General features: G+C 45.3%; 28 protein-coding genes and 1 riboswitch. Of the genes, 12 read left to right on the top strand and 16 right to left on the bottom strand.

Annotated features, from left to right (window positions below; genetic code table 11):
• Positions 1-163 precede the first annotated feature (163 nt).
• The 4 genes from trmH to gmk all read right to left on the bottom strand — a co-directional run bounded on the left by trmH (position 164) and on the right by gmk (position 4068).
• Complete coding sequence (trmH, locus tag LYZ37_RS00470; RefSeq protein WP_004746080.1) at positions 164-847, bottom strand: tRNA (guanosine(18)-2'-O)-methyltransferase TrmH; 684 nt, start codon at positions 845-847, stop codon at positions 164-166.
• A 68-nt stretch (positions 848-915) separates the two neighbouring features.
• Complete coding sequence (gene spoT / locus LYZ37_RS00475; RefSeq protein ID WP_272786067.1) at positions 916-3033, bottom strand: bifunctional GTP diphosphokinase/guanosine-3',5'-bis pyrophosphate 3'-pyrophosphohydrolase; 2118 nt, start codon at positions 3031-3033, stop codon at positions 916-918.
• 42 nt (positions 3034-3075) lie between these two features.
• Positions 3076-3348 carry a DNA-directed RNA polymerase subunit omega gene (gene rpoZ, locus LYZ37_RS00480; RefSeq protein ID WP_004410883.1) on the bottom strand — a complete coding sequence of 91 codons (273 nt, stop codon included), beginning with the start codon at positions 3346-3348 and terminating at the stop codon, positions 3076-3078.
• A gap of 96 nt (positions 3349-3444) precedes the next feature.
• Positions 3445-4068: a guanylate kinase gene (gmk, locus tag LYZ37_RS00485; RefSeq protein ID WP_004746077.1), complete on the bottom strand. Its 624-nt coding sequence runs from the start codon at positions 4066-4068 to the stop codon at positions 3445-3447.
• A gap of 295 nt (positions 4069-4363) precedes the next feature.
• Positions 4364-4463: riboswitch (purine riboswitch) on the top strand.
• Between the two features lie 54 nt (positions 4464-4517).
• Between gmk and LYZ37_RS00490 the strand changes: the two genes are divergently transcribed.
• Together LYZ37_RS00490 and LYZ37_RS00495 are read left to right on the top strand one after the other, a co-directional pair.
• Positions 4518-5888 (top strand): NCS2 family permease, encoded by a 1371-nt coding sequence (locus LYZ37_RS00490; RefSeq protein WP_069667880.1) that lies wholly within the window; start codon positions 4518-4520, stop codon positions 5886-5888.
• Between the two features lie 111 nt (positions 5889-5999).
• Positions 6000-6425 (top strand): phosphate-starvation-inducible protein PsiE, encoded by a 426-nt coding sequence (locus LYZ37_RS00495; RefSeq protein WP_272786068.1) that lies wholly within the window; start codon positions 6000-6002, stop codon positions 6423-6425.
• Between the two features lie 44 nt (positions 6426-6469).
• Here the strand turns inward: LYZ37_RS00495 and LYZ37_RS00500 are convergent, their stop codons facing one another.
• The 3 genes from LYZ37_RS00500 to LYZ37_RS00510 all read right to left on the bottom strand — a co-directional run bounded on the left by LYZ37_RS00500 (position 6470) and on the right by LYZ37_RS00510 (position 9553).
• Positions 6470-6946, bottom strand: coding sequence for a hypothetical protein (locus tag LYZ37_RS00500; RefSeq protein ID WP_272786069.1), 477 nt, complete (start codon positions 6944-6946; stop codon positions 6470-6472).
• A 202-nt stretch (positions 6947-7148) separates the two neighbouring features.
• Positions 7149-8564 (bottom strand): winged helix-turn-helix domain-containing protein, encoded by a 1416-nt coding sequence (locus LYZ37_RS00505; RefSeq protein ID WP_272786070.1) that lies wholly within the window; start codon positions 8562-8564, stop codon positions 7149-7151.
• A 122-nt stretch (positions 8565-8686) separates the two neighbouring features.
• Positions 8687-9553: a YicC/YloC family endoribonuclease gene (locus LYZ37_RS00510; RefSeq protein WP_239852469.1), complete on the bottom strand. Its 867-nt coding sequence runs from the start codon at positions 9551-9553 to the stop codon at positions 8687-8689.
• Between the two features lie 169 nt (positions 9554-9722).
• Here LYZ37_RS00510 and rph point away from each other — a divergent pair, with 169 nt between their 5' ends.
• Together rph and pyrE are read left to right on the top strand one after the other, a co-directional pair.
• Complete coding sequence (gene rph, locus LYZ37_RS00515; RefSeq protein ID WP_004410877.1) at positions 9723-10439, top strand: ribonuclease PH; 717 nt, start codon at positions 9723-9725, stop codon at positions 10437-10439.
• Positions 10440-10554: 115 nt separating this feature from the next.
• On the top strand, positions 10555-11196 hold the full coding sequence (pyrE, locus tag LYZ37_RS00520) for an orotate phosphoribosyltransferase (protein WP_239826871.1): 642 nt from the start codon (positions 10555-10557) through the stop codon (positions 11194-11196).
• Positions 11197-11439: 243 nt separating this feature from the next.
• On the opposite strand, the gene lpxM is transcribed toward pyrE, so the two are convergent.
• The 4 genes from lpxM to coaBC form a co-directional block, all read right to left on the bottom strand.
• A complete protein-coding gene (lpxM, locus tag LYZ37_RS00525; protein ID WP_272786071.1) occupies positions 11440-12432 on the bottom strand; it encodes a lauroyl-Kdo(2)-lipid IV(A) myristoyltransferase in 993 nt (330 codons plus the stop codon).
• Between the two features lie 15 nt (positions 12433-12447).
• Entirely contained in the window at positions 12448-13398 is a 951-nt protein-coding gene (locus LYZ37_RS00530) for a Kdo(2)-lipid IV(A) acyltransferase (RefSeq protein ID WP_272786073.1), read from the bottom strand.
• A 5-nt stretch (positions 13399-13403) separates the two neighbouring features.
• On the bottom strand, positions 13404-13994 hold the full coding sequence (gene slmA / locus LYZ37_RS00535) for a nucleoid occlusion factor SlmA (protein ID WP_004743839.1): 591 nt from the start codon (positions 13992-13994) through the stop codon (positions 13404-13406).
• A gap of 122 nt (positions 13995-14116) precedes the next feature.
• Positions 14117-15322 (bottom strand): bifunctional phosphopantothenoylcysteine decarboxylase/phosphopantothenate--cysteine ligase CoaBC, encoded by a 1206-nt coding sequence (gene coaBC / locus LYZ37_RS00540; protein ID WP_272786074.1) that lies wholly within the window; start codon positions 15320-15322, stop codon positions 14117-14119.
• Positions 15323-15561: 239 nt separating this feature from the next.
• Here coaBC and radC point away from each other — a divergent pair, with 239 nt between their 5' ends.
• From radC to mutM, 5 genes are all read left to right on the top strand, one after another.
• Positions 15562-16230, top strand: coding sequence for a RadC family protein (gene radC / locus LYZ37_RS00545; RefSeq protein WP_272786075.1), 669 nt, complete (start codon positions 15562-15564; stop codon positions 16228-16230).
• Between the two features lie 276 nt (positions 16231-16506).
• Complete coding sequence (gene rpmB / locus LYZ37_RS00550) at positions 16507-16743, top strand: 50S ribosomal protein L28 (protein ID WP_004743834.1); 237 nt, start codon at positions 16507-16509, stop codon at positions 16741-16743.
• 13 nt (positions 16744-16756) lie between these two features.
• The gene (rpmG, locus tag LYZ37_RS00555; protein WP_004410866.1) at positions 16757-16927 is read left to right on the top strand and encodes a 50S ribosomal protein L33; all 171 of its coding nucleotides are present in this window, start codon (positions 16757-16759) and stop codon (positions 16925-16927) included.
• Between the two features lie 310 nt (positions 16928-17237).
• Positions 17238-17720: a hypothetical protein gene (locus LYZ37_RS00560; RefSeq protein WP_272786076.1), complete on the top strand. Its 483-nt coding sequence runs from the start codon at positions 17238-17240 to the stop codon at positions 17718-17720.
• A gap of 36 nt (positions 17721-17756) precedes the next feature.
• A complete protein-coding gene (mutM, locus tag LYZ37_RS00565; protein ID WP_272786077.1) occupies positions 17757-18563 on the top strand; it encodes a bifunctional DNA-formamidopyrimidine glycosylase/DNA-(apurinic or apyrimidinic site) lyase in 807 nt (268 codons plus the stop codon).
• Between the two features lie 100 nt (positions 18564-18663).
• Here the strand turns inward: mutM and coaD are convergent, their stop codons facing one another.
• Positions 18664-19158, bottom strand: coding sequence for a pantetheine-phosphate adenylyltransferase (gene coaD, locus LYZ37_RS00570; RefSeq protein ID WP_004742888.1), 495 nt, complete (start codon positions 19156-19158; stop codon positions 18664-18666).
• A 106-nt stretch (positions 19159-19264) separates the two neighbouring features.
• On the opposite strand from coaD, the gene LYZ37_RS00575 reads away from it, so the two are divergent.
• Positions 19265-20299, top strand: a complete 1035-nt coding sequence (locus tag LYZ37_RS00575) for a glycosyltransferase family 9 protein (RefSeq protein ID WP_272786078.1) — start codon at positions 19265-19267, stop codon at positions 20297-20299.
• A gap of 39 nt (positions 20300-20338) precedes the next feature.
• On the opposite strand, the gene LYZ37_RS00580 is transcribed toward LYZ37_RS00575, so the two are convergent.
• Together LYZ37_RS00580 and LYZ37_RS00585 are read right to left on the bottom strand one after the other, a co-directional pair.
• Positions 20339-21124 (bottom strand): glycosyltransferase family 2 protein, encoded by a 786-nt coding sequence (locus tag LYZ37_RS00580; RefSeq protein ID WP_272786079.1) that lies wholly within the window; start codon positions 21122-21124, stop codon positions 20339-20341.
• The gene (locus tag LYZ37_RS00585; protein WP_272786080.1) at positions 21124-22200 is read right to left on the bottom strand and encodes a glycosyltransferase family 9 protein; all 1077 of its coding nucleotides are present in this window, start codon (positions 22198-22200) and stop codon (positions 21124-21126) included. Before LYZ37_RS00585 ends, LYZ37_RS00580 begins: the two co-directional genes overlap by 1 nt.
• Before the next feature lie 360 nt (positions 22201-22560).
• Here LYZ37_RS00585 and LYZ37_RS00590 point away from each other — a divergent pair, with 360 nt between their 5' ends.
• Both LYZ37_RS00590 and LYZ37_RS00595 read left to right on the top strand, forming a co-directional pair.
• Positions 22561-23259, top strand: coding sequence for a 3-deoxy-D-manno-octulosonic acid kinase (locus LYZ37_RS00590; RefSeq protein WP_272786081.1), 699 nt, complete (start codon positions 22561-22563; stop codon positions 23257-23259).
• Positions 23260-23282: 23 nt separating this feature from the next.
• The gene (locus tag LYZ37_RS00595) at positions 23283-24095 is read left to right on the top strand and encodes a glycosyltransferase (RefSeq protein WP_272786082.1); all 813 of its coding nucleotides are present in this window, start codon (positions 23283-23285) and stop codon (positions 24093-24095) included.
• 2 nt (positions 24096-24097) lie between these two features.
• Here LYZ37_RS00595 and LYZ37_RS00600 read toward each other — a convergent pair whose 3' ends face one another.
• Positions 24098-25027: a WavQ gene (locus tag LYZ37_RS00600; protein WP_272786083.1), complete on the bottom strand. Its 930-nt coding sequence runs from the start codon at positions 25025-25027 to the stop codon at positions 24098-24100.
• Positions 25024-26199 carry a dTDP-4-amino-4,6-dideoxygalactose transaminase gene (rffA, locus tag LYZ37_RS00605; RefSeq protein WP_272786084.1) on the bottom strand — a complete coding sequence of 392 codons (1176 nt, stop codon included), beginning with the start codon at positions 26197-26199 and terminating at the stop codon, positions 25024-25026. Before rffA ends, LYZ37_RS00600 begins: the two co-directional genes overlap by 4 nt.
• Between the last annotated feature and the right edge of the window lie 42 nt (positions 26200-26241).

Below are 26241 nucleotides of genomic sequence, written 5' to 3' on the forward strand. Positions count from 1 at the left end.
TGTGTACGGCGGGCAGTTATAGCCTATCCAAATGACAAAGGGTTGACCCTAAGAGTCAACGCTACATAATTTCTCCAGCTCTCCAGCTCTCCAGCTCTCCAGCTCTCCAGCTCTCCAGCTCTCCAGCTCTCCAGCTCTCCAGCTCTCCAGCTCTCCAGCTCTTTTACTTCTTCTGCATCTCTGCCCACCATTCGTCATCGGCGATAATCTGGCCTTGTTCATCTAGTGGTGGATAAGGAAGCTTTTTGCGCTTGGCGACTTTAGCTAGCACCGGATGACCACGTTCGAACAGTAAGCGATGAATGGTTTCTTCTGGTACAGAGCTTACTTCATTGTCGTACATGCCAGCCGCTTCGCGTTGGCGCTGCGCTTCATAAAGAATCACTGCACTGGCTACCGATACGTTGAGAGACTGCACCATTCCGACCATAGGGACGATAATATCTTGGTCAGCGAGCTTTTTGGCTTGCTCAGATGCGCCTACTTTTTCACTACCGAGAATGATAGCTGTTGGTTTGGTGTAGTCGATGTCGCGGAAGTCGACTGCAGTTTCAGACAGGTTGGTCACAAGCACCTGCATGCCTTGAGCTTTGAGCTCAGTGATAGCCTCGTCGATAGAGTCATGGGTTTCAACGTCTACCCAATTACGAGCACCCGCCGAAGTATGGCTCAGTGTGCGCATTTCATTTGGCCATACTGCGTGAATCTTGTGAATACCCGTTGCATCGGCGGTACGGATAACTGCAGATACGTTATTTGGCTTGTGAACTTCTTCTAGGCAAAGGGTTAAGTCAGCTTGGCGTGCTTTTAACACTTCTTGGATTCGATTGTAGCGTTCTAAATTCATAATCTTATACAAAAGAAAAGCCCTTGAAATGGTGGTTTCAAGGGCAGTTAGATATTCAAATCAAACGGTTAGTTCTTGCGGCGACGGACTTTAAGCGTCTGTGGCATAGCTTTAATCTTACGCATAATGCCAGCAAGGTGAACACGATCTTTGGTCGTTAGCAGTACTGTTACTGTGTACAAGCGACCATCACGTTCTTCTGTTGAAAGTCCGTGAATGTTGGAACCCGTCTTTGAAATAACGTTAGTCAGCTCTGCGAGTGCGCCTTGACGATTTTGTACATCGACAGTGACTTCGGTGATGAACTCTTTGTCGTAATCATCAGACCATTCCACCGCCATGTACTTATCCGGCTCTTTCTGATAACCGCGTACATTCGGACACATTTCGCGGTGAACAACTAAGCCTCGGCCCGGTGAAACATGAGCGATAATGTGGTCGTCTGGGATTGGGTGACAACAGTTAGCGAACGTCAGCAAAATACCTTCCGCACCGCGGATCGGCAGTTTCTTCTTACCTTCGTTATTGCTCTCAACTTCAGTCAACTCATCTGCATCGCCCAATAAGCGACGTGCAATGACGATGCTCATCAGCTCGCCTAGACCAATATCGGCCAGTAGATCGTCGATTGACTCTACTTTTAGGTCGGTCAGAACATGGTTGATGTTCTCTTCATCGATATCTGATAGAGAAAGCTCGCCTAAGGCATGGTTAAGCAGGCGACGACCTAAGGTAATCGACTCTTCGCGGCGCATGGTTTTCAGAACCTGACGGATCTTAGTACGCGCACGAGACGTCACCACGTAGTTGAGCCATGCAGCATTAGGACGCGCACCCGGAGCACTGATGATTTCAATCGTCTGACCGTTTTTCAGCGATTTACTCAGTGGATAAGGGTTGCGATCAACACGAGCACCAACACAGGTATTACCCACATCGGTATGTACTGCATAAGCGAAGTCTACTGCGGTAGCACCCACTGGCAACTCAACAATGCGGCCTTTCGGCGTAAAGACGTAAATCTCATCTGGGAACAGATCTGACTTAACGTTTTCGATGAATTCGAATGAGTTACCCGCGCTTTGCTGTAGCTCAAGTAGGCTTTGCATCCAGCGCTGAGCTTTGACTTGCGCTGTAGTGCCTGTTCGCTCACCGTTGCCTTTGTAAGACCAGTGAGCCGCAACCCCTTTATCCGCCATTTGATCCATATCTTCGGTACGGATCTGAACTTCAACCGGAACACCATGAGGGCCAACCATTGAAGTATGGATAGATTGATAGCCGTTCGCTTTCGGTACTGCGATGTAGTCTTTCATCCGACCTGGACGTGGCTTGTACAGGCTATGTACCTGACCAAGCACGCGATAACAAGTATCGGCATTGTTGACGACGACACGGAAAGCGTAGATATCCATGATGGTATGGAAGCGCTGCTCTTTGGTCTTCATCTTGTTGTAGATGGAGAAGAGGTTTTTCTCACGACCAAAAACACGTGCTTTAAGGCCGACTTCTTCAAGGCGACCTTCTATCTCATCATGGATACGTTGAATCATCTCTTTACGGTTACCACGGGCGGCTTTAACTACCTCTTTAAGAACGCGATAACGGTTCGGGTAGAGCGCTTCAAAACCAAGCTCTTCTAGCTCAGTTTTAATATTGTGGATACCAAGGCGGTGCGCCAATGGAGAATAGATTTCTAAGGTTTCGCGAGCGATACGACGCTTCTTGTCTGGACGAAGAGCGCCGAGCGTGCGCATGTTGTGCGTACGGTCAGCAAGCTTAATCAGAATAACGCGGATGTCTTGCACCATGGCAAGCACCATCTTGCGGAAGTTTTCTGCCTGAGCTTCCTTGCGATCGCGAAACTTAAGCTTATCAAGCTTAGAAACGCCATCCACCAGTTCTGCAACGGTATTACCAAATTGAGCTTCAAGCTCTTCTTTGGTGACTTCAGTATCTTCAATAACGTCGTGAAGTAGGGCTGCTTGCAGGGTTTCAATATCAAGGCGCATTTCAGCCAAGATACGAGCAACAGCAACAGGGTGGATGATATAAGGTTCACCGCTAGAGCGGGTTTGCCCTTCATGGGCATCTTTCGCTACCACATAAGATTGACGCAGAGCCTCAATTTGAGGCTCTGTTAGGTATTCTTGGGCAACGTCTTTTAGGCTATCGAATAGATACAAACTTTAGGCCCGGAAGATAGTTGTAGTGACGAGAAGGTCTAATTAACGGCTGTGAGCAATGCTGCTTACAGCTGCTAGTTCAGCGGCTTCTTGCTCTTGCTGCTCTTGACGCTCACGTGCATCAAGAATCTCTTTAGTGATAAGACCTTCTTCGATTTCGCGTAGAGCGATAACCGTTTGCTTATCATTCTCTTCTGGCACTAGTGAATCTTTGCCACCAGTTTGCATTTGACGAGCGCGGCGTGCCGCAATTAGAACTAGGTCGAAACGGTTGCCAACTTTTTCAACAGCGTCTTGAACAGTTACGCGTGCCATGAGAACTCCAAATTAGTTAACTAAAATTTTGAATGACGAGAAATTATACAGGCTGACAGTTCCTAGTGTCTAGGATCTGTTTGTGTTTCCTGCTATTTACTCAGCTAAAAGCGCATCAAGCATGCCTTTATATTTAGCAGCTTGCTTGTCTTGCTTCAATCTTTCTGCGCGGATGATGGCTTTAAAGTCCATCAGAGCAGTGTCGAAATCATCGTTGATGATCACGTAGTCGTACTCACTGTAGTGTGAGATTTCTGATTTTGCTTCAGCCATACGCTTAGCAATCACTGCATCGCTGTCTTGTCCACGAGCGTTAAGGCGACGCTCCAGCTCACCATTTGAAGGCGGCAGGATAAACAGGCTTTTTGCCAAAGGCATTTGTTCACGAATCTGACGAGCGCCTTGCCAGTCAATATCTAGGAACACATCGATGCCTTTATCGAGGTTTTCTTCAATCCAAACACGAGACGTGCCGTAGTAGTTGCCAAACACTTCGGCATATTCAAGGAATTCACTTTTCTCAATCAGCTCTTCAAAGTGCTCTTTTTGTACGAAGTGGTAATGAACACCATCTTGCTCGCCAGGGCGCATACCGCGAGTGGTATGAGAGACCGACACTTTCATCGCGTAGGTTGGGTTAGTTTCTAGCATGGCTGAAATCAGACTAGATTTTCCAGCACCACTTGGTGCAGATACGATATATAGAGTGCCTTTACCCATAGGTACGATCCCACATTTGGTTTGATTACTGCCAGTAGATAATACCGACATGTTTAAAGATAGCACTGACCACATAGAAACACCGAAGTGGTGAAATTTAGGCCAGAAAAATGGAGGCGAAGAGTAGCATAAATCGCCTATTTAGGACAACTTGCAATAAGGGCTTAATTGTCACCGCTTTCACTTGTTGAGAACTAAGGGGATATTCAACAGATTTATCGCCTAAGGCAATCGTTTGCTATTTTTGTATATTTAACCGAGAAAAGCGTTGAGTTTTTATTCGAGATCCTTACAATCCGCGCAAACGATTAAATGCTGTATATGTCTAATAAAATGGATTGGACGTTTCTACCACTGAGCCTACCTTAGTGACTACAGTAGCTTATGCGCCATCTCTTTTTGCAGCATTGAACCCGTTTACTGTTTACCCCACTTGTAAAGGTTTCATTGTGAGTCTCGAATCAACTCTAAAAGCCCAGAGTCAGTCTGGTGTGCTGAATTCAGTATTTAAAATTGCTGAGCGTAAAACAACCTTAGGTACCGAGCTATACGCTGGCTTTATTACCTTTTTAGCAATGAGCTATATTTTGGCGGTTAACCCTGCCATTTTGGGCGGTATTCCTGGGATGGATAAAGGCGCAGTCTTTACAGCAACAGCACTGGCTGCGGCAATCGCGACTTTCATTATGGGTGTTTGGGGTAATTACCCAGTTATGCTTGCGCCTGGCATGAGTATGAATGGTTTCTTTAAAGGGATGCTACTCAGCGGCTCGGTTGCGCTCGTGTGGAACGAAGCCCTATTTGGCATCTTTTTATCAGGTGTGCTTTATCTGCTCCTCTCCCTGACCAATATTCGTAAATCCTTGATAGAGTCGATTCCTAACGATCTGAAGAACGCCATCACAGTATCGCTTGGTCTGTTTATCGCCTTTTTAGGTTTAAAGAACGCGGGCATCATCGTTGAGAACAAGTTTGTTTTGGTCGGTATGGGTAATATCACTGACCCTCAAGTCATCATTGCCTACATCAGTATTTTTATTGCCTTGGGCTGTATGGTTCGTGACATCAAGCTGGCGACCTTTATCTCGTTTGTCAGTGCGATATTACTAACTGTTATCGCTGATATGGTGATGGGAACAAGCAATGCACCAATCCCTGAGCAAATCGTGACGGCACCGCCAAGCATGGCGAGTACGTTTGGTGCCGTGTTTGATTTCTCTGGTTTAACTGCAGACAAGATGTTCGATCTGCTGTTTGTTGTGGTTATTTTTCTGATTGTCGATTTCTTTGATGGCATGAGCACTATAGTGGGTGTTGGCCGTGATGCAGGTATTATCGACAAAGATGGCAAAGTACCTAACGCTCGATCTGCTCTGGTAGCTGATGCAGGGGGAACTGTGATTGGCTCGGTTCTTGGTACAACCTCGATTACTGCGTTCTCTGAGTCGGGTATTGCTTCGTCTCAAGGTGCGAAAACAGGTCTAGCGGCGGTTGTGGTGTCGGGTTTGTTCCTTGTTTCACTGTTTTTGTACCCTCTGTTCTCTATTTTCTCGGCGGCTATGGTTGCTCCGGCTATGGTCGTGGTGGGCATCTACATGATAGGTCGCTTAGGCCAGATTGACTGGGAGAAGAAAGAGTCTCGCATTGCTTCATTCTTTACCATTATGTTCACCGTGCTGAGCTTTTCGCCTGCCAATGGTATGGCGATGGGCTTTATCAGCTATGCCTTCACTATGGTTGTCGCGGGTAAAGGTAAGCAGGTTCACCCAGTGATTTACGCTCTGTCTGCTATTTTCTTAGCCTACTTGCTGCTACTGTAATTGTTAGAGGAGTTGGCAACATCGACTAAAGGATGAATGTTTGCCAACTCTTTTTCGCCTTCCTCGTGATAAACTGTTTTTCAATCAATTGGATTGTTTTGGAAACAACGCATGCCTTCTCACTTACCTCAGTCGTTTAGTAAACCGTTTCTCAAGATCTTTCACGCTCTAGAGGCAGTGCTCTTGGTGGCGATTACGCTCGCTACTTTGTACGCCATGGTTGAAGAGTTTTTGCATGTGTTTACTGAGAAGCGTGTTCTTCTTACCGATATTCTGCTGATGTTTATCTATCTCGAAGTGCTTGCCATGGTTAAGCAGTTTGTGATGAACGGTAAGATTCCAGTGAGATACCCGATCTATATCGCCATGATGGCCATTGCTCGTTACATCACTTTAGGAATGAAAGAGATGGATGCGACCCTAGTGGTGTGGTTGTCTGTCGCGGCATTGATTCTAGCCGTTGCTACTATGGTGATTCGATTTGGGCACCATTACTGGCCTTACGTGGATAGAAACACCTTAGAGAAAGATGAGTAGCTATTTAGACTAAAATGCCCCGCGAGTGAAGCGGGGTATTTGTTTTAGTGTTGCTCTTCGTGGCGGATATACATAAGCGCCACCATGCTAAAGCCCATAAACTGCCATAGGTATTGGCCGTCACTCGCCCCTGAAAGAGTTTGAGTCAACGCCATACAACCAGTGACAAACAGTGACGCGATTGCAGAATAACGCAGCCAAGGTCTTTGTTTGTTAGCCATAAACTCGCCGTTGAGCACAGAGCGAATAACTAGAACAAATGGCAAGCACTGCAACACAATCAAAATAGGAAACATAAAGTCGAACGTTGGGCTAAGAAACACGTGGCCGACTTGGCTTTTGTCCCATGTTCCGACGATATAACCTTTCCAGCCAGACCATGTATCACCTGCATAGGCGGTTTCTGGCGTTATTACGCCCAGTAAGACCCCCATCACTTTGTCGATGAAGCCGTTCTTGAACCAAAATACAAACAGAAATATTTGGACTGGAATGATTTGATAAGCGAGTTTTTTCAACATGAACTTGTACCCTAAACGGATGAAACTGAATTGCTCGCTAGTATGCTAAGAGCGGTTTTGTTCATGTTTGATGCAAGGCAACTTGATTTTAAAGCACACAAAATCCCTACTTTTCTAAGTACAGAGAGCTAGGGCTTAATAGGCTTAAAGCCTTACCAGTTCAAGGGTGGAGTAAGGCTTAGAGTTTGACAAAGTTTGAGGTTTAGAAGAGGTTTGCTTTTTGTGAAGATTCAATAAGATCAAACAGTTGTCCTTTGTTCTCTTTCTGTAGGCTTTCAAAACGCTGGTAGTTGTATTGCGAGCTTTTAGGGTTGTTTGCACTTTGCTCGGTAACACTAAGCAGATAGTAACTGATCGGGCTCGGGGTGCTTTCAGCAGCGTAAAAGAGGTAAGGGTATGACTGATCGTGCTGGTTGTTGATCAGTAGCGCCAAACCCAGCGTCAGATTGGCGATGTCGCAGCGCGGATTCATCTCAAATGCTTGTTTAGCCAAGACGAGTGACTGTGATTGACTCTTCTGGTTTTGACCTTCTAGATAGTCGAGAGAAGCCGCATATGACAACAGAGCATTGACCAAGTAGTTGTCACGGCCTTGTTGCTGAATCTGTTGAAGTTGCTTCGTGATAGGCTTGAAAGCCTCCCCTCCTTTACCTTGATAAAAGAGGGAAATCCCAGCTGAGATCGCTTTCCAGTCATCAAAGTTTTCGATTGAGGTAACTCGATGATTTGCCGCTTGATAGTCAGCTGTATTTGGAGCAACGACAGCTTTAACCTCTAGCACCACATCACCAATGGCATCAAAGAATGAGCCTTCATTAAATGTCTGCTCGATTTTATGATTGAGTTCAGGGTGTTGGTGGTTTTGAACGATTAAGGTGAGAAGGTAGTCTTGCTCTACATGTTTTATCCAACCTTTAATTTCAACCCCTTGTCGCACCAAGTTTTCTTGATCTTGCTGAGCTAACTGAGAGAAATGATAGCCGGTAATACTGCGTGCTGAATTTAATCCATAAAACAGGTAATTAAACACGCTCTCAGCCATGGGGTAATCTTGGCTCGAATCCAGTGTCAGTTCGTGGATATAAACGGGAATGGTCTGTGTTTGTATCTCTGTAGGGTTGGTATTGAGTTGTATTTGCTTGTTGGTGACGAGCAGTAGAGTTGCCAGTACAGCTAAACAGATACTTGCGAGAGCGAGGTAGATTCCCCGTTTATTCTTGGCAGGCGCCTTTATGCTGGCATTAGATACCTCTAGACCTTCAACCGACGCATCTGGTGTAGGCTCATCCTCTTGAGTAACCCTGATATCAAAAAGATAGCCCTGCTTTGGAATGGTTTGAATCACTTGGTATGGCCGAGAGTTATCTTGTAAGTGACTTCTCAACTGGCTAATGACCTGCCTAACTAGATTGTCCGAGACGTGGCTACGCTGCCAAACGGATTCAGCGATTTGTTGAGTGCTGACCACCTGACCTTTGCAGTCGATTAAGTAGTTAAGTAGCCGAGCCTGCAGTGGCTCTAAATGAACCTCTTGCTCGTCAATCACCAAGTGATTTCGTTGAGGGTAGAACCTGATAGGGACATTCAGTTGCAAGATATAGCAAGGAGACGAGGCCATAGGGAAGAATCTAGGTTACAAATAACCCGATTAGATTATTGGGTTTAGAGTATTGAAGCAAGTGGGCTATTCGATATAAAAAAAGCCCTGCATTGCAGGGCTTTAAATTTGGTTAGATCAGATTACTCGATGTTCTGGATCTGCTCGCGCATCTGTTCAATTAGAACTTTCAGCTCAACGCCTGACGCAGTGATATCTGTGCTGATTGATTTAGACGCTAGTGTGTTTGATTCACGGTTGAACTCTTGCATCATGAAGTCTAGACGGCGGCCACAAGCGCCACCTTTCTTCAGGATGTTAGTTGCTTCTTTTACATGCGAGTCTAGGCGGTCTAGCTCTTCTGCTACGTCAGATTTTTGTGCTAGAAGGATCAGCTCTTGCTCAACGCGCGATGAATCAAGCTCAATTTTCGCTTCTTCAAACTTCGAGAACAGACGCTCACGCTGCCACTCTAAAATTTCAGGCATTCGCGCACGTACTTTAACTACTTCGTCAGTGATCGCATCTAAGCGCTGGACGATAAGCGCCTTCATGTTTTCACCTTCACGGCCACGCGCTTCAATAAATTCGCTCACAGCTTCGTCAAATGCACCTAGCAGGTCTTTGTTTACTGCATCCATATCTTGCTCAGAGGTTTCCATAACACCCGGCCAGTTCATGACTTGGAATGGATTAAGACGGCTTTCTTCGCCCGTCATCTGCATTACTTGGTTAGCGGCGTTGATCACTTGCTGTGCTAGATTTTCGTTGATGCTTAACTCGCCTTTCGCAGCTGGGTTAGCTTCAAAGCGCAGTGCACATTCCACTTTGCCGCGCGCAAGACGTTTACGAAAACGCTCGCGTAGCACGGGTTCTAGGCCACGGAACTGCTCTGGCAAGCGGAAGTAGGTTTCAAGGTAGCGTTGGTTTACGCTACGGATTTCCCATACGGCGGTGCCCCAATCACCTTTGACTTCTTTACGAGCGTAGGCTGTCATACTGTAGATCATCGAATTTTCCTGTATATCATCTTTGAAAATAGCGCGAGGCAATAGTAGCACAAAGGTTGGCCAAAGGAGGATAGTTTGACATCGCAATCCAAATAGCTTTGTTTGCCAAACTTCGCTATAATCCTGCTCCAACCAAATTCGTCTCCCCCTTCATATAAGGTAGATGCCCATGCGTCCAAACGATCGCAAGGCGGATCAAGTTCGCCCAATCAAAATTACTCGTAACTACACTGCGTATGCAGAAGGCTCTGTGCTTGTTGAATTCGGCAACACGAAAGTGCTGTGTAATGCGACCGTTGAAGAAAACGTACCACGTTGGCTAAAAGGTCAGGGTAAAGGCTGGGTAACGGCTGAGTACGGCATGCTACCGCGTTCGACTCACTCACGTATGCGTCGTGAAGCAGCAAGCGGCAAACAAGGTGGTCGTACGATGGAAATTCAGCGTCTGATTGCTCGTAGCTTACGTGCGGTAGTTGACCTAGAAGCAATGGGCGAAATCATGGTGACCGTTGACTGTGACGTGATTCAGGCAGACGGCGGTACACGTACAGCATCTATTTCGGGTGCAAGCGTAGCAATGGCGGATGCATTCCAACACTTAGTAGAGAAAGGCAAGCTAAAAGCGAATCCTATGAAAGGTCACGTAGCGGCTGTTTCCGTGGGCATTCTAGGTGAAGATATTCTGTGTGACCTTGAGTACACAGAAGATTCAGCAGCTGATACCGATATGAATGTTGTGATGACGGAAGATGGTCGCATGATCGAAGTTCAAGGCACGGCAGAGGGCGAACCCTTCACTCACGCTGAGCTGATGAAGCTACTGGAGTCGGCGACCAAAGGTATTACCGAAATTGTAGCGGCGCAGAAAGCGGCGTTAGAAAATTGATTTAGATAGCTTCCTCTTTAGGAAGCTATTTTTTTATCAAAATTTGGCCAAGGCTAAGTTTTGAACTGTTTATAAACCGTCTAGACAACTAGACCTTTTATTTAGAGAGAAAGTAATGAAAGCATACCAGCGTGAATTTATTGAGTTTGCACTAGAGAAAGAAGTCCTAAAATTTGGCGAGTTTACTTTAAAGTCTGGCCGTAAGAGCCCGTACTTCTTTAACGCTGGTCTTTTCAATACTGGTCGTGACTTAGCGCGTCTAGGTCGCTTCTACGCAGCAGCGCTAGCGGATTCTGGCATTGAATTCGACGTTCTGTTTGGCCCTGCGTACAAAGGTATTCCAATCGCGACTACTACAGCGGTTGCACTGGCTGATCATCACGATGTAGATACGCCTTACTGCTTTAACCGTAAAGAAGCGAAAGACCACGGTGAAGGCGGTAACCTAGTCGGTAGCGCGCTAGAAGGTCGTATCATGCTGGTGGATGATGTGATTACCGCAGGTACGGCTATTCGTGAATCAATGGAAATCATTAAAGCCAACGGCGCGGATCTAGCGGGTGTGTTGGTTGCTATTGACCGCCAAGAGAAAGGTAAAGGCGAGCTGTCGGCGATTCAAGAAGTCGAGCGCGACTTTGGCTGCGCGATTATTTCAATTGTAAGCCTGACTGACCTAGTCACTTTCCTAGAGGAGAAAGGTACTGACGCAGAGCACCTGGAAGCAGTAAAAGCGTACCGCGCTCAATACGGCATCTAAGACCGGATTTCGTCCTTTGGAACGCTTTGCTCCGAGAATTGGGAACGGGCTTCGCCCTTAGAATTTTTTCGTTCCCACATCCCGAATCCATAGCGAAGCGTTCCTAAATAAAAAGGGTTGACGCTTTCACGTCAACCCTTCATTTTTGAAGCTCTCCAGCTCTCCAGCTCTCCAGCTCTCCAGCTCTCCAGCTCTCCAGCTCTCCAGCTCTCCAGCTCTCCAGCTCTCCAGCTCTCTAGCTCTCTAGCTCTCTATATCATCCCGATCGCCATAGTGTGAGTTATCGTAAATCTCACGACCATCGCGTTGGGTTTTTAGCAGAGAAAGGTTCCACATATATTGCTCTGGATGTGGACGAACCAAATCTTCAATCGCTTGGTTCATCGCACGAGCATCGGTCTCTTCATTGCCTGTTGGGAAGTTTTCAAGCGCAGGTAAGATGTGCACTTCATACTTACCGGTTTTATCGTTGTAGGCAGGCAGAACAGGGACGACTTTTGCTTTAGATAGGCGAGCCATCTTACCGAAACCTTTTAGTGTGGCTTTCTCTGTACCAAAGAAAGGAACAAACACAGAGTTGGCAGCGCCAAAGTCTTCGTCTGGTAACCAATAACCTAGATAACCGTCCTTAATTGAGCGCACAAAAGGTTTTACCCCTGCTTCACGGGCAAAGATACGACCACCATACTGCATGCGCTGAACATGCATTAGCCAGTCACCAATTGGATTGCGCTGTGGCTTCATAATGGTGGTGACTTTATAACCTTTCGCGGCAAGCATAACGGCAGGGTAGTCAACCGCCCACGCATGAGGCGCTAGGATGATTACGTTCTCACCAGCATCTAGCAGCGGTAAGATGTTTTCCTCACCGATCATTACGCCACGGCTTTGGTTGTGTTTGGTTGAGCGCACTAAAAATTCAGAGTAACCCAACAGGTATTGCGTAGCCTTGACGAAAGTCTCTTCAAGGATCTCTTGACGTTCTTGCTCAGACTTTTCAGGGAAACAGTATCTTAGGTTGACGCGAGCTCGTCGCACCACACGACCATTTTTGCGCACGGCAAAGACGGATAACTTGCGTGCAAGCGTGTCACGCAAGCGATATGGAATAAAAGCAAATAACCCAGCAAACAAGATACCTATCCAAGTGCCCCAATGTTTAGGGTGGAGGAAAGACCACTCAAAAGTTGGGTTGTGCAGGTGTTTGTCTATGCTGTTTTTTTCATTGGTGCTCATTCAGCAGGGCCTATTCTATTGATAACGAGAGTTGGTTAGCGTTTCATCTGGCAGCGACTTGAAGCGTTTGTGTAGCCACATCCACTGTTCTGGAGCACGCATAATAATCTCTTCGACAAATTTATTCATATATGCCGCAGCGGCGGTTTCATCTTTTTTCGGGTAGTCAGGCTCAATATTCTTATCGGCAATAATTTCGTACTTACCTTGGCTGTTTCTAAAGCCAGAGCCCGGGATAATGGCACACTTACTGGTGTTAGCAAGAATGCTCGTCCCTGTTGTGGTGCAGGCTTCTTCAACGGCAAAGAATGGCACAAACACAGATTTGTTGTGACCGTAATCTTGATCTGGCAGATAGAATAAGCGATGCCCCTGACGTAACACGCGAATCATCTGCTTAAGGTCGGTACGGTAGATAAGTTTGTTGCCATTGCGTGTGCGACCACGGTATTGAATGAATTCATAGGCAGGGTTGCTGTGCGGGCGGTAAGCGCCATAGCCTTGCAAACCCAATACTCCAAAAGCACGCGCGGTGATCTCAAGATTGAGAGCATGAACACAACAAAGTAAGACACCTTTGCCTTCCTTATCTAAGCGTTTTAGCTCTTCAACGTCTTTGGTCTGTAAAATACGTTTAAAGCGCCATGTCGGCCAAAACCAGGTAATCCCAGTTTCAATTAAGGCCATACCGGTATTTTTGAAGTTTTCTGCAACGCTTTTGTCTATCTCACTTTGTGACATGTCTGGAAAAGCGAGTTCGAAGTTTCTTCTCGCGACATGTACACGGGATTTGCCAAAGCGCATCCCTAAACGACCGATGCTTTGCCCCAAGCGCAGTAATAGAGGGTAAGGGAGAACATTAACAATCAATGCGAGCAGTCCAAAGCCGAGCCAAACTCCCCAGTTTCTCGGGTGTAGTAAGGAAAGGGTAAATGGAGGCGGTTGATTGTATTTATCTTTACTCATAGTGATTACTTAATTTGTGCGCTTAACAGTGCCCAGTATTCTTCAAAGTTTGCAGTCGGTTGGTATTTAAAATCAGAGCGAACGAATCGGTTTAAGCTTCCTTCTACCTGACCAAGCAGTTGGGCGGCCAATACCTTCTCATCAACAGGAAATGCCTTTCCTTCACGCAGCATACGTTCACGCAGGATCTGACGGATAGAGGTTTCAATACGCTCAAATAGTTGATTGATACGGTCGCGCAAGCGTTCATTTTCAAACATTAGTGCGTGACCTGACAAGATACGGCTCAGACCTGGATTACGCTCAGCAAAGGCCAGAATCAATTGTAGTACGAGTCGAATTCGAGTCAGAGTGTCTTTCTCTTCATCCAGAATACGGTTGATGCGCGACATTAGAGACTCTTCGATAAACTCGATTAAGCCTTCGAACATGCGCGCTTTACTTGGAAAGTGTCTGTACAGTGCGGCTTCTGAAACGCCAACTTGCTTAGCGAGTTTTGCGGTTGTAATGCGTGAAGCGCCTTCGTTGGACTCCAGCATTTCAGCCAATGCCTGCAAAATTTCATCTCGGCGGTTGGTTTTTCTTGTTCCGGCCATGAACCTTTTTCCTTATTGTTACCATTCTGAATAAAGCTTTGAGCAAATTAGCTCAAAGCCAACAACTTATGACGATTCCATTTATCGCGAAGGTTTGTTCTTCTTGAGAATAAATATGAGCTTTACGCTTCTAGTTTGTCCGCGATTGTCATGATGATTTGCGAGGCAATTTGTTGCTTCGATGCAAGGGTAAGTGATTGCTTACCATCTTTCCAGTATACGGTGATTGCGTTGTCGTTGCTATTGAAGCCTTGCCCTTCGACAGAGACATCGTTAGCACAAATCATATCAAGATTCTTCTTGCTGAGCTTTGTACGTGCGTAGTGTTCTACGTCTTGAGTTTCAGCAGCAAACCCAACGGTAAATGGTCGAGATTCACTGAGAGCAGCGACAGAAGCGATAATATCGGGATTCTTCACCATAGTGATGGTCATTTGATCGCTATCATCGCTCTTTTTGATTTTTTGCTCGGCGATGTATTCAGGGCGATAGTCAGCAACTGCGGCGCAGCCGATAAAGATGTCATGAGTTTTCGCTTGCTTTATGGCAGCGTTATACATGCTTTGCGCACTGTCGACATCAATGCGCTCTACACCTGCTGGTGTCGTTAAGGATACTGGGCCAGAAACGAGCGTTACTTTTGCTCCCTGTGCCACTGCAGCTTGCGCTAATGCAAAGCCCATTTTTCCAGAACTATGGTTAGAAATATAACGCACAGGGTCGATTGCTTCACGGGTTGGGCCTGCCGTAATCACCACGGATTTACCTTTCAGTGGCTTATCAGCAAAAAACTGTTCACATCGCTCGACGAGCTGCATTGGCTCTAACATGCGCCCAGGGCCCACATCCCCACACGCTTGTTCGCCTGCCGCAGGCCCCCAAATATGCATACCACGACTTGCAAGGGTTGCGATGTTCTCTTGGGTGGCGATATTGCGATACATCTGCTGATTCATTGCTGGTGAGACGGCAATGGGTGAGTCGGTCGCAAGCACTAATGTCGTGAGTAAATCGTTACCCATACCCGCGCTCATGCGGGCAACTAGATCAGCGGTTGCCGGTGCAAGTAGGACAAGATCAGCCCATTTGGCAAGCTCGATATGGCCCATAGAGGCTTCTGCAGCAGGATCGAGTAGGCTATCAGAGACAGGTCTGCCAGAGACGGCCTGCATGGTCAGTGGGGTAATAAATTCTTTAGCTGCTTTGGTCATTACCACTTGAACCTGCGCGCCACGTTCAATAAGGCGGCGAGTCAGCTCGGCACATTTGTAAGCAGCGATACCACCACTAATACCTAATAGGATCTTTTTACCTGCGAGTGTTTGCATGATGATCTTCCTTAAAATTTCTGCCCGTAAGATACCACGGCTGATATTTACGTGCCTAGGGTCGCTATCTGAGTTATTAAATTTGAAAGTTGATTTGGTGCAAAGTTTGCCACACCTCTATCGCTACAGTGTTTCAAGCTCTTCGCTTAGTTAATCGCACTGTTTCTTGCTCGGTTTTATCTATGATGCCTTCTTTATTTACTCTAACTTTTGCTGAGTTCATTACTGATGGGATATAGATGAACGCTTTACCAAAAGAATCCATGCCTAGAGAAAAGCTTCTATCACATGGCCCGCAATCGCTAACGGATGCAGAACTGCTGGCGATATTTTTAAGAACGGGTACTCAAGGAATGAATGTTCTGGCTCTATCAGACCATTTGATTAAGGAATTTGGCTCACTCAGAGCGCTTTTTTCTGCTGATTTAGACCTTTTTTGTCGTCACAAAGGACTCGGTGTCGCTAAATATGTTCAACTGCAAGCAGTACTAGAAATGACCCAACGCTACTTAGCTGAGACGCTAAAGCGCGGTAATGCCTTGACTAGCCCTGAACAAACTAAACTCTATCTATCTGGACTGCTCAGAGATAAGCAGAGAGAAGAATTCTTTGTGCTCTTTTTAGACAATCAACATCGGGTAATATGTGGAGAGCCGCTGTTCCAAGGCACGATAGATGCCGCTTCAGTCTACCCAAGAGAAGTCGTTAAGCGTGCTTTAGAGCACAATTCAGCGGCCTTGATTTTGGCGCACAATCACCCGTCAGGCGTTGCAGAGCCTAGCCAAAGCGATCGACGAATAACCCGCCGAATCAGTGATGCGTTAGCGCTGGTGGACATCCGCGTGCTAGACCACTTTGTGGTTGGCGATGGAGAGATTGTTTCCTTTGCGGAGCGCGGTTGGATTTAAATCACATTTTTAGTTGTGAGTTCGCTAATTTCTGCTACAATCCCCCGACATTTTTTAGCACATAAATCAGCTCTGCCTAAAAAAGATCACGAAAACCTGTAAAAAGGATCTGTTCGGGTCTTGAGCAATGCTACTCAAGTTAGTATAATGCGCGACCTTTGATAGCCTTGTATGGGTTTCCATAGCGGTATAAGACCTCAAACTTCTAATTTAGAAACTGAGAGGTTCGGCCACCAAGGTTGATATCGAGCTGAAACGATTTTGGAGAAGACATTCATGTCACGAGTATGCCAAGTAACTGGTAAGCGTCCAGTAACGGGTAACAACCGTTCACACGCACGCAATGCTACTAAGCGTCGTTTTCTGCCGAACCTACAAACTCATCGTTTCTGGGTAGAGAGCGAAAAACGTTTTGTTAAACTACGTCTATCTGCTAAAGGTATGCGTATCATCGATAAGAAAGGCATTGATGCTGTTCTTGTTGATATCCGTGCAAACGGCGTAAACGTTTAAGAGGAAATAGACAATGGCAAAGAAAGGCGTACGTGAGAAAATCCGTCTAGTATCTTCTGCAGGTACTGGTCACTTCTACACGACTGATAAGAACAAACGTAACATGCCAGGCAAATTTGAGATCAAAAAGTTTGATCCAGTAGTTCGCCAGCACGTTATGTACAAAGAAGCTAAAATCAAGTAATTAATTCTTCTTTGAACTTCCTTCGGGAAGCGTGAATTGAAACCCAATCATAGCAATATGGTTGGGTTTTTTATTGCGTAGAGAACGGGAACGCTGCGCTATGGAAAACGAGATCGGGCTTCGCCCTGCGAGAAATCTAGAGTTGACACTTTAACCATGGTCAAGCAACGTTAGTTCTCCAGTTCTCCAGTTCTCCAGTTCTCCAGTTCTCCAGTTCTCCAGTTCTCCAGTTCTCCAGTTCTCCAGTTCTCGCCTATCTACCTCTTTTCTGCTACTTTTGAGTCAGTTAAAGGCAGAGAAGTTAGACACTATGCGAGTTTCCCCTGCACGTCGTAGACGTTGGAACAATATCCTGATGTTAGGCATTATCGCGTTTATCGCTTTGCTTAACCTTCCTACTTTGATCAAAACCTATCTACTTGAGCCGACGGTGGTTGAAAGTCCTTATCCGTATTTATTAAACCCTCAGGCAGAGTTACAAGCATTACATTTTTCTGATTGGTCACTGGAGAAAAACCAAGGACGTTGGCGCAGTACTGTCAATACCGCTATTCCGGAACAAGAACTTGCCCAGCGTTGGATTGATTTAGTCGGCACAGAAGTGACTCAAGATAACTTCGATAGCTTAAAGCCTCAGCTTAGTAGCCCCAGTTCAATTGAAGCCTGGTATTTAGATCAGGAAGAGCCACAAAGGATCACTTATTACCAAACCCCACAATTTTGGTTGCTGAAAAACTGGCAAGATAAGTGGATAGCCATTTCAGTTGAACCTCGCTATCTTATGCCTGAGTAAATCCACACTACGTGTTGCATGCGATAGGAAGAATAGATGCCTGAATTACCTGAAGTTGAAGTAAGCCGAATGGGGATTTCACCTCACTTAATTGGTCAAACAGTGGCTAAACTGACATTTCGCACCCCGAAACTGCGTTGGGATATTCCTGCGGAGCTGAAAAAAATGGAAGGGCAGGTCATTCGCGGCATTTCTCGTCGAGCAAAGTATTTATTAATTGAAACAGATGCAGGTAGCGCGATTGTCCATCTTGGAATGTCTGGCTCACTAAGAGTTTTGGATGCTGAGATCTCACCGGCTAAACATGATCATGTTGATCTCAAACTCACTAACGGTAAGGTGCTGCGCTACAACGATCCAAGACGATTTGGCGCTTGGCTATGGACAGAAGATGGTACTCATGCAGCACTAGGTAGTATGGGGCCTGAGCCGCTAACCCCTGAATTCAATGCCGATTATATTGCTGAAAAGGCCGCAAATAAGCGCGTTGCGGTAAAGCAATTTATTATGGATAACAAAGTCGTGGTTGGCGTAGGCAACATCTACGCTAATGAATCGCTATTTAGTTCCAGTATCCACCCAACACGACCCGCTGGAAAGCTTACAGCGAAAGAGTGGGTATTATTAGTCAAAGAGATTAAGCGAGTGCTGGATACTGCAATCAAACAAGGTGGAACGACGCTAAAAGACTTCGCTCAAGCTGATGGAAAACCCGGCTACTTTGCTCAGGAGCTGCAAGTCTATGGTAAATCAGGTGAGCCATGCCCAACCTGTGGTGAACTCATCGAAGAGCAGAAGATCGGTCAGCGCAATACGTTTTTTTGTGGTCAGTGTCAGAAATAAAGGCAGGAGTGCTCCGCTGCGGGAAAGCGGGATCGGGCTCCGCCCTTCTGGAAAACTAGAGTTGACTCTTCAACTATCGCGGAGCAACTTCAGTTATCCATTAAACATGCGCTTTGGTTTTTAGCGCTTCCGCGACTACTTTTGGCACGAAGTTGGTCACGTCACCACCGTGAATAGCCACCTCGCGTACTATGGTTGAAGAGATAAAAGCATGCTCTTCGGCTGGGGTCAAAAATACGCTCTCTAATCCTGGCATAAGGCGGCGATACATATTTGTTAGGCCAAATTCGTACTCGAAGTCGACAGTGGTGCGCAGACCACGAATCAAGACATTAGCTTGCTCTTGCTTGGCAAAGTCGACCATAAGGCCTGAAAAACCCTTAGAGCTGACGTTGTCTAGGTGCTTTGTGACTTGTTGAGCGAATTGAACACGCTCATCCAAGGTAAACATAGTGTTTTTACTTGGGCTGGCTGCAACGGCGATGATGACTTCATCAAACATATCTGCGGCACGTTCAATCAAATCTAGGTGTCCGTTAGTAATAGGATCAAATGTTCCCGGATAGATGACTCGGGATAGGCGTTTTTGGCTCACTTTGCGCGTCTCTAATTTTTCCATCTCCTTCAATGTTAACAAAAAGGCTCACAATTACCCACTGAAGCCGTTATCATTGGAACAAAAGATAGATGTGGATTGAGTGATGAAAAAAATACTGGTGGTGAGAAACGACAAAATCGGTGACTTTATGTTGGCATGGCCGAGCTTTGCCATGCTTAAAGCCTCGCTACCAGATTGTCAGATTACAGCTCTGGTACCTAGTTATACGGTTGCTCTTGCAGAGCTATGCCCATGGATTGACCATGTGCTGGTCGACCCGACAAAGAAATCTTCAAAACATGCGCAGAAAAAGCTGATTGAGCAGATTCGTCACGAACAGTTTGATGCTTCGATTAACTTGTTTTCTACCTCTTATAACGCCAAGTTAGTTTGGAAGGGCAAGGTTCCTTATCGCTTAGCTCCCGCGACTAAGCTCGCGCAGATTTTCTATAACAAGCGCATTAAGCAAAAACGTTCTCAATCGGCTAAGCCAGAGTTTGAATACAACCTAGATCTTATTCGCGCCTTTTTAAGTGATATTGGCAAGCCTATCGTTGAACTTTCAGCGCCTTACTTATCGTTTAGTTCACAGCAGTTAGTGCAGCAAAAAGGCAAGCTGGCACAACAACTCGAATTGGATGTAAACAAGCCTTGGGTCTATGTTCATGCTGGTAGTGGTGGCTCAGCTAATAATCTTTCTTTAGAGCAGTATGCACAGCTTGTCAGTGGTTTAGCGGGTGAATTTGAAGTGGTATTAACCGCAGGGCCAGGTGAAGAACAAAAAGCCGCTGAGTTGCAGCAATTGATGGCTAGCCGCGGCAGAAATGCGGCGCTTTATGATAACAACGATGGATTGGTTGATTTCTCTTGCTCGATTGCTTGTGCCGATATGTTTATCGCAGGCTCAACCGGCCCGTTACATATTGCGGCGGCGATCGATGTGCCAACCATTGGTTTCTTCCCAAGTAAACGTTCTGCCACACCACTACGTTGGCAACCTATAAATTCAGACGGGAATCATATCGCTTTTTGCCCACCACAAGCTGAAGATAAAGCCAGTCAGGAAGATATGGCGCGTATTGATGTCGAAAAGGTGTTGGAAGAGTTACAGCCTTGGGCTAATGAAAAGTTAGTGTAGAAAAAGGCGACCTTATCGGTCGCCTTACAATTCAAGCGTTCAAAATTTTTCAGGCATCTTGTCGGTTTCTGTTCGAATCCATAAATCCGCATATTTGACAAAGGTAGAATGCGCAGAGAGTAGTGACAGCAGGAAGCCCTGTTTACCATCTAAGAAGCCGGCCTTAACGACATACATTTTCAAAAAGCAGCCCAGCGCATGAAGAATACCTTGTGAGATGCTGCTCTTTTTACCCTTTTTCTCTCTCTGCTCTGCCCACGCTTTCGCGTAGCCTGCTGATTTAACCAAGTAATGGTTCATATCATTGTAGGTAAAGTGAATCAGATCACCATTAAGGTTTTCAACCTTCATCTCCCCAGTTACTTCGACTTTCTCATGCACTAAGGCGTCATTGTACTGAGTTAGTTTCGTTGGATATAAGCGAAGAACACGATCTGGGTACCAGCCACAATGGCGAATATAACGGCCAAATACCCAACTTAAGCGCGCGGTTTGATAGATGGTTGAAGGCTCATTACTAGCAACCGCCGCTAAAATGCTCTCTTTCAGTTCAGGCGTGACACGCTCATCAGCATCGAGCCACAGAATGTAATCTGACTCGACATAAGATTGTGCGATACGGCGCTGAGGCCCAAACCCTGGCCATTCTTGATTGACGAAAAATTTGTCGGTAAAGGTTCGTGCCACTTGTTCTGTTTTGTCTGTACTTCCAGAATCGAGGACGACTATCTCATCAACCCAGTCATGGACGGTTTCCAAGCAAGCTTTAAGATGCTGCGCTTCGTTTTTTACGATTAGGGCAACGGCAATGGTTGGTTTACTCACTAGGATACCTCTGGAGTGGATGATGGAAGGTTTAAATCAGAGACTACTTTATCAAACATAGTGATAACTTGCTGAACTTCAATACGTTGCATGGCGTTTTTGTCTTTTACTCGTGCGCGCCAACTCAGTTCTTTAGATGTTTTGCCTGTCTCGGCTTGAATCGCTTCTTCATAAGCGGACACAACATACTGGCGATACTGATAAGGTCCCGTTCGCTCTGGATTATGATGAGCATAAAGGCCAATAATAGGAGTGTTAACCGCATTCGCCATATGGGCAGGGCCTGTATCTGGTGCAACAACGAGATTGGCTTTATCTAATAGCGCTAACATCTCTTTGAGAGAACTTTTGCCAACCAAGTTGTTCACTGGAACATCAATTAAATTCTCGATTTTCGCGGCAAGATCTAGCTCTACCTGAGCAGGGCTTCCCGCTAAAATAATATTCCAGCCTGTTTGATGAGCATGCTGAATTAGCTCTGCATAGCCTTCGGCTGTCCAGTTTTTATAGGCTTTACTTGCTGCTGGAACAATCACGAGGTTTGGCTTGGTCGCGTCAAGTTGAACGGTTGCCCAGGTTAAATCATTAGCAGAGTAGTCAATCCGCCATTTCGGCGACATATCTTGCACACCGAGCGTTTCACCAAAGGCAAGTAGTCCATCGAGAACATGCATGGTTTGCGGGGAAGGGACTTTGACATTGGTAAACAAGCTTTGAAAGTCTTGGCTACGCGTGGCATCAAATCCGAGTTTGTACTTCGCCTTTATTCCTAAAGTTGCAATGCTGGCTCTAAACGCGTATTGCATATGCAGGAGAGCGTCAAAGCGATAATCTTTTAGCTCGCGCCACAGTGATTTATAGCCTGACCAGCCCTCTTTTTTATCAAACACCACTACGGTGATGTTTTCTAAATCTTCAATTAGCTTTGCTTCCAGTTTGCCTGTTATCCAGACGACTTCAGTCTCAGGCCATTGGCGCTGTATCGCTTGTACAGCTGCAACGGTATTACAGACGTCACCAATCGCAGACAAGCGCAGTATGCAGAGAGATTTAGGAGCAGAGGAAAAAAGTGGCATAGTGATTTCAATTAGCATGTATCAGGGTCTATTGACCTTTTGCGGTTAAATTTTGTTCGAGATAAAAGCGTTTTAATCGCGGCGAGAGGTTTGCCGCCTAGTCATTCTAAGCAAAACACCTCTCAACAAAGAGTAAAACGCTTTTAGCCGAACCCTTCAGGCAGCGTTTGTGGCTCCTTTCTGCTGCGCTATCGGCTTATCAGGTAGAGCAACTACAATTCAAAGCCTCTGCCTTGCATAAAGAACCCACAAACTGCTGCAAAAATCAGCTCAAAAGGTCAATAGACCCTAGCCAAGATTATGCAGAGAGGCTCAATAAATGTAAAATGGCGTCGCAAATAAATTGAGAGATCACCACGCATGAAGACTTTGCAGTTTGATAATCAGACCATATGGTATGACGAAGAGCTACTTAAAGAAGACCCTAAACAAGTTTTCGAACCAGGTTACTGGCAGCAAAACGACAAAGTTATTGGTAGCGCTCAAGGACGTGGTACTACGTGGTTTGTACAAACAGAGTCAATGCCTGCAGCGCTGCGGCACTATCGTCGTGGTGGTCTATTTGGCAAACTGGTTAATGATAGCTACCACTTTTCAGGTTGGAAGCAAACGCGCAGTTACCAAGAGTTTCAGCTTTTGAATACGCTAATCCAAGCGGGCGTCAACGTGCCTAAGCCAATTGCTGCTCGTGCGATCAAAAGCAGCTTGAGTTATACCGCGGATTTGTTGAGTGAAAAGATACCCAATGCCAGAGATTTGGTATCGATTCTGGTAGAAAAGCCACTTTCTGCAGAGATATATCAGAAAATTGGCCAAGAAATCCGTAAGATGCATAACGCGCAAGTGAACCACACTGACCTCAATATCCACAATATCTTGCTTGATGAAGACGAAAAAGTTTGGATTATCGACTTCGATAAGTGCTCCCAACAATCTGGCGAAGAGTGGAAGAAAGGTAACTTAGATAGACTGAAACGGTCGTTTTTGAAAGAGGTGGGTAAGTCGGGTATTATTTGGACCAATGAAGATTTTGAGTTTTTGCTGCAGTCCATGGCATAAACTAGTAAAACTAAGAGCATAGTATGTTGAAAGCCTCTGTAATTATCTCCGTTTACAAAGATGTAGAAGCGTTGAACTCTATTTTGTACGCATTAAGTATGCAAAGTGAGCCAAATTTTGAAGTTGTTGTCGCGGAAGATGGTGACTCTAAAGATGTTGCTGATTATCTAAACTCACTCCCTTTTCCTAATCTGAACATTGTCCATGTGACTCAAGAAGATTTAGGATGGAGAAAGATGACCGCGGTGAATAAAGCCGTCGCTAAAGCTACGTCGGACTACCTTATATTTTTGGACGGTGATTGCATCCCTCATTTTAAGCATGTGGAATGTCACATCAAACATAGTGAGCCCGGGAAAACCTTGATTGGCCGTCGCGTGTTTTTAGGACGTCGATACTCAAACTTGGTTCGCACTGAGCCTCAAGAAATCGGCCCACTACAAAAGCCTATTTACTACTTGAGCAAGATATTTTCATTGCACCAAGACAAAGTGAGAAACTATGAGGTGGGCTTTGTTAACCCACTATTGCACGCTCTCTATAAGAAAAAATGGCTCAACTTAGTGGGATGTAACTTCTCTTGTTTCTTAGCTGACTTTAAAACTGTCAATGGCTACAACGAGGAACTACCTGGCGCAGGAGCAGAAGATGATGACTTGTGTCATCGTATGATGGCTATGGGTATTAAGATGAAAAATATTAAATTTCTCACCCCAGTTTATCATTTAGATCATCCAGTTCGTCGTGCGCTTGCTGACGAGAATGCTCGTATCACGGCCGAAAATCTAAAAAATGGCGTGTACTATTGCAAAAAAGGGCTAGATCAACATCTCTAGCCTTAGTCGCCTAGCATCGAAAAGTAATCTTCTGCTTCTGATAAAAACGTTTTTACGCACTCTGTAGAGCGAGCGTGTTCTCGCTCTATATGCTCTTCTACTAAGTGTCTTGTATTTTTGCACCACTCTATCTGCTTATCATCAAAGCCATAGGCTATTCCATATCGATCACTCTCTTTTGGATACCATTGTTCAATTGATACCCCTATCTCAGGGACAACTATGGATTGGCACCCGCAGAGCGTGGCAAAAATAGAATAAGCCGTATAGTCATCATAACTAATAAAGCGCCTAGCTTTTTTGAATACTTTAGCAACATCTTCATGGCTGAGTGAATCGATAAGTATAGAGTCTTCAGGGTGAACTTTTGGCTTGTGCTTTCCTTTCCGTAAAGCATGACAAGTTACGGTACGCTCATCTTTATCAACGCTACCTTGAGTATTATATAGGTCTACAGGGTAATAGATGACTTTAAGCTCATTTTCAGATGTTGTGGAACCTGGCCATTCGAAGTCTTTGATTGCGGAATTAAACTTATAAATAAGTTCCCTTTTTCCATATTCTACTTTGCCGCTGAAGTGTCCCGGTTGGTGCAATAACCATCTAACAACATTGTCAGCTTGCAGAGGATTACCGTTTATTATTTCTGGGTAAACAACGATAGAATCATTTATTTCATTCTTAGTTGGACTAGGTAAGAGCGGTGTTTGCCAAGACGTATTAGTTTGATAGCAGCGCACCTTTCTAATGTGTCTAAGTTTTTTACGCATCCGAGATAGAAGGCTAGTACTTTGAACTGATAAGTCGTAGCTTCTTGGTACTAAAAACGCTTGATGGTCGGTCTCTGAATTTATTAGGTGAGCAAGGCGATGCAGGACGACAACACCGCCATTCTTGCTGTCATATTCGGAAGTATATATTAAAACTTTCACAGCGTATTCTCGGCTTTATTGTTTAGGTAAAGCTTTGTGGACAAGAGTACTTGGCTAAACTCATCATCACTCATATTGAAGTAGAGCGGGAGGCGCACGAGCTTTTCACTCTCGATAGTAGTGTTCTCATCAGATCCATGAAATCGACTATAAGTTTGCCCTGCTTTAGTTGTGTGTAAAGGTAAATAGTGAAATACAGCGAGTATGTTTCTATCTTTCATGTATGAGATAAATTGACTTCGCTCATGTCCATTTTTGAACTTTAAATAAAACATATGAGCGTTATGTTTGCAGTGTTTTGGAATGAGCGGAGATTTTATAGAGTTACGTGATAAGCATTCAGCTAGCTCACTAAAATATTGGTTCCAGCGCTTAAGGCGAGCTTGATTGATTTGTTCTGCTGATTCAAGTTGAGCAAACAAATACGCTGCCTGAATTTCGCTTGGCAGCATGCTGCTACCCATATCAACCCAAGAGTATTTGTCTACCATTCCTTTGAAAAACTTACTTCGGTCTGTTCCTTTTTCACGCAAGATTTCAGCTCTTTCGATGAATTTAGAATCATTAATTAAGAGTGCGCCACCTTCACCACCTGATGTGTAGTTCTTGGTTTCATGAAAGCTGAATGCGGCTAGGTGTCCGATAGAGCCAAGTGGGCGGCCTTTATATTCAGACATCATACCTTGGGCTGCATCCTCAATAACAAAAAGGTCGTATTTGTCAGCAAGGTGCATTATTGTGTCCATTTCACAGCCCACTCCAGCATAGTGCACAGGAACAATAGCTTTGGTGTTTTGAGTTATAGCAGCCTCTATTTTAGATTCGTCTATATTCATGGTGTCAGGTCTAATATCGACAAAGACGATTTTTGCTCCTCGTAATACAAAAGCATTAGCCGTGCTAACAAAGGTATAGCTAGGCATTATCACTTCATCACCAGGCTGAATGTTGACAAGCAACGCAGCCATTTCGAGGGCGTGGGTGCACGAAGGTGTCAGCAAAACCTTTTTGGTTTTTGTCTTGTTTTCTAGCCAGTTTTCACATTTTTTTGCAAAGTGCCCGTCCCCTGATAGTTTCGAACTAGCGATAGCCTGCTCAATATAAGAAAGCTCACGTCCAGTAACAGGAGGGCGATTAAATGGTACAGTTAGTGATTCGGTGGGCTTATTCATCGTAAGTACTGCATTATCTAGAGCAAAATAAGGTACAATCTA

Origin of the sequence: Vibrio tubiashii, assembly GCF_028551255.1 — a bacterium.
Lineage (GTDB): Bacteria > Pseudomonadota > Gammaproteobacteria > Enterobacterales > Vibrionaceae > Vibrio > Vibrio tubiashii_B.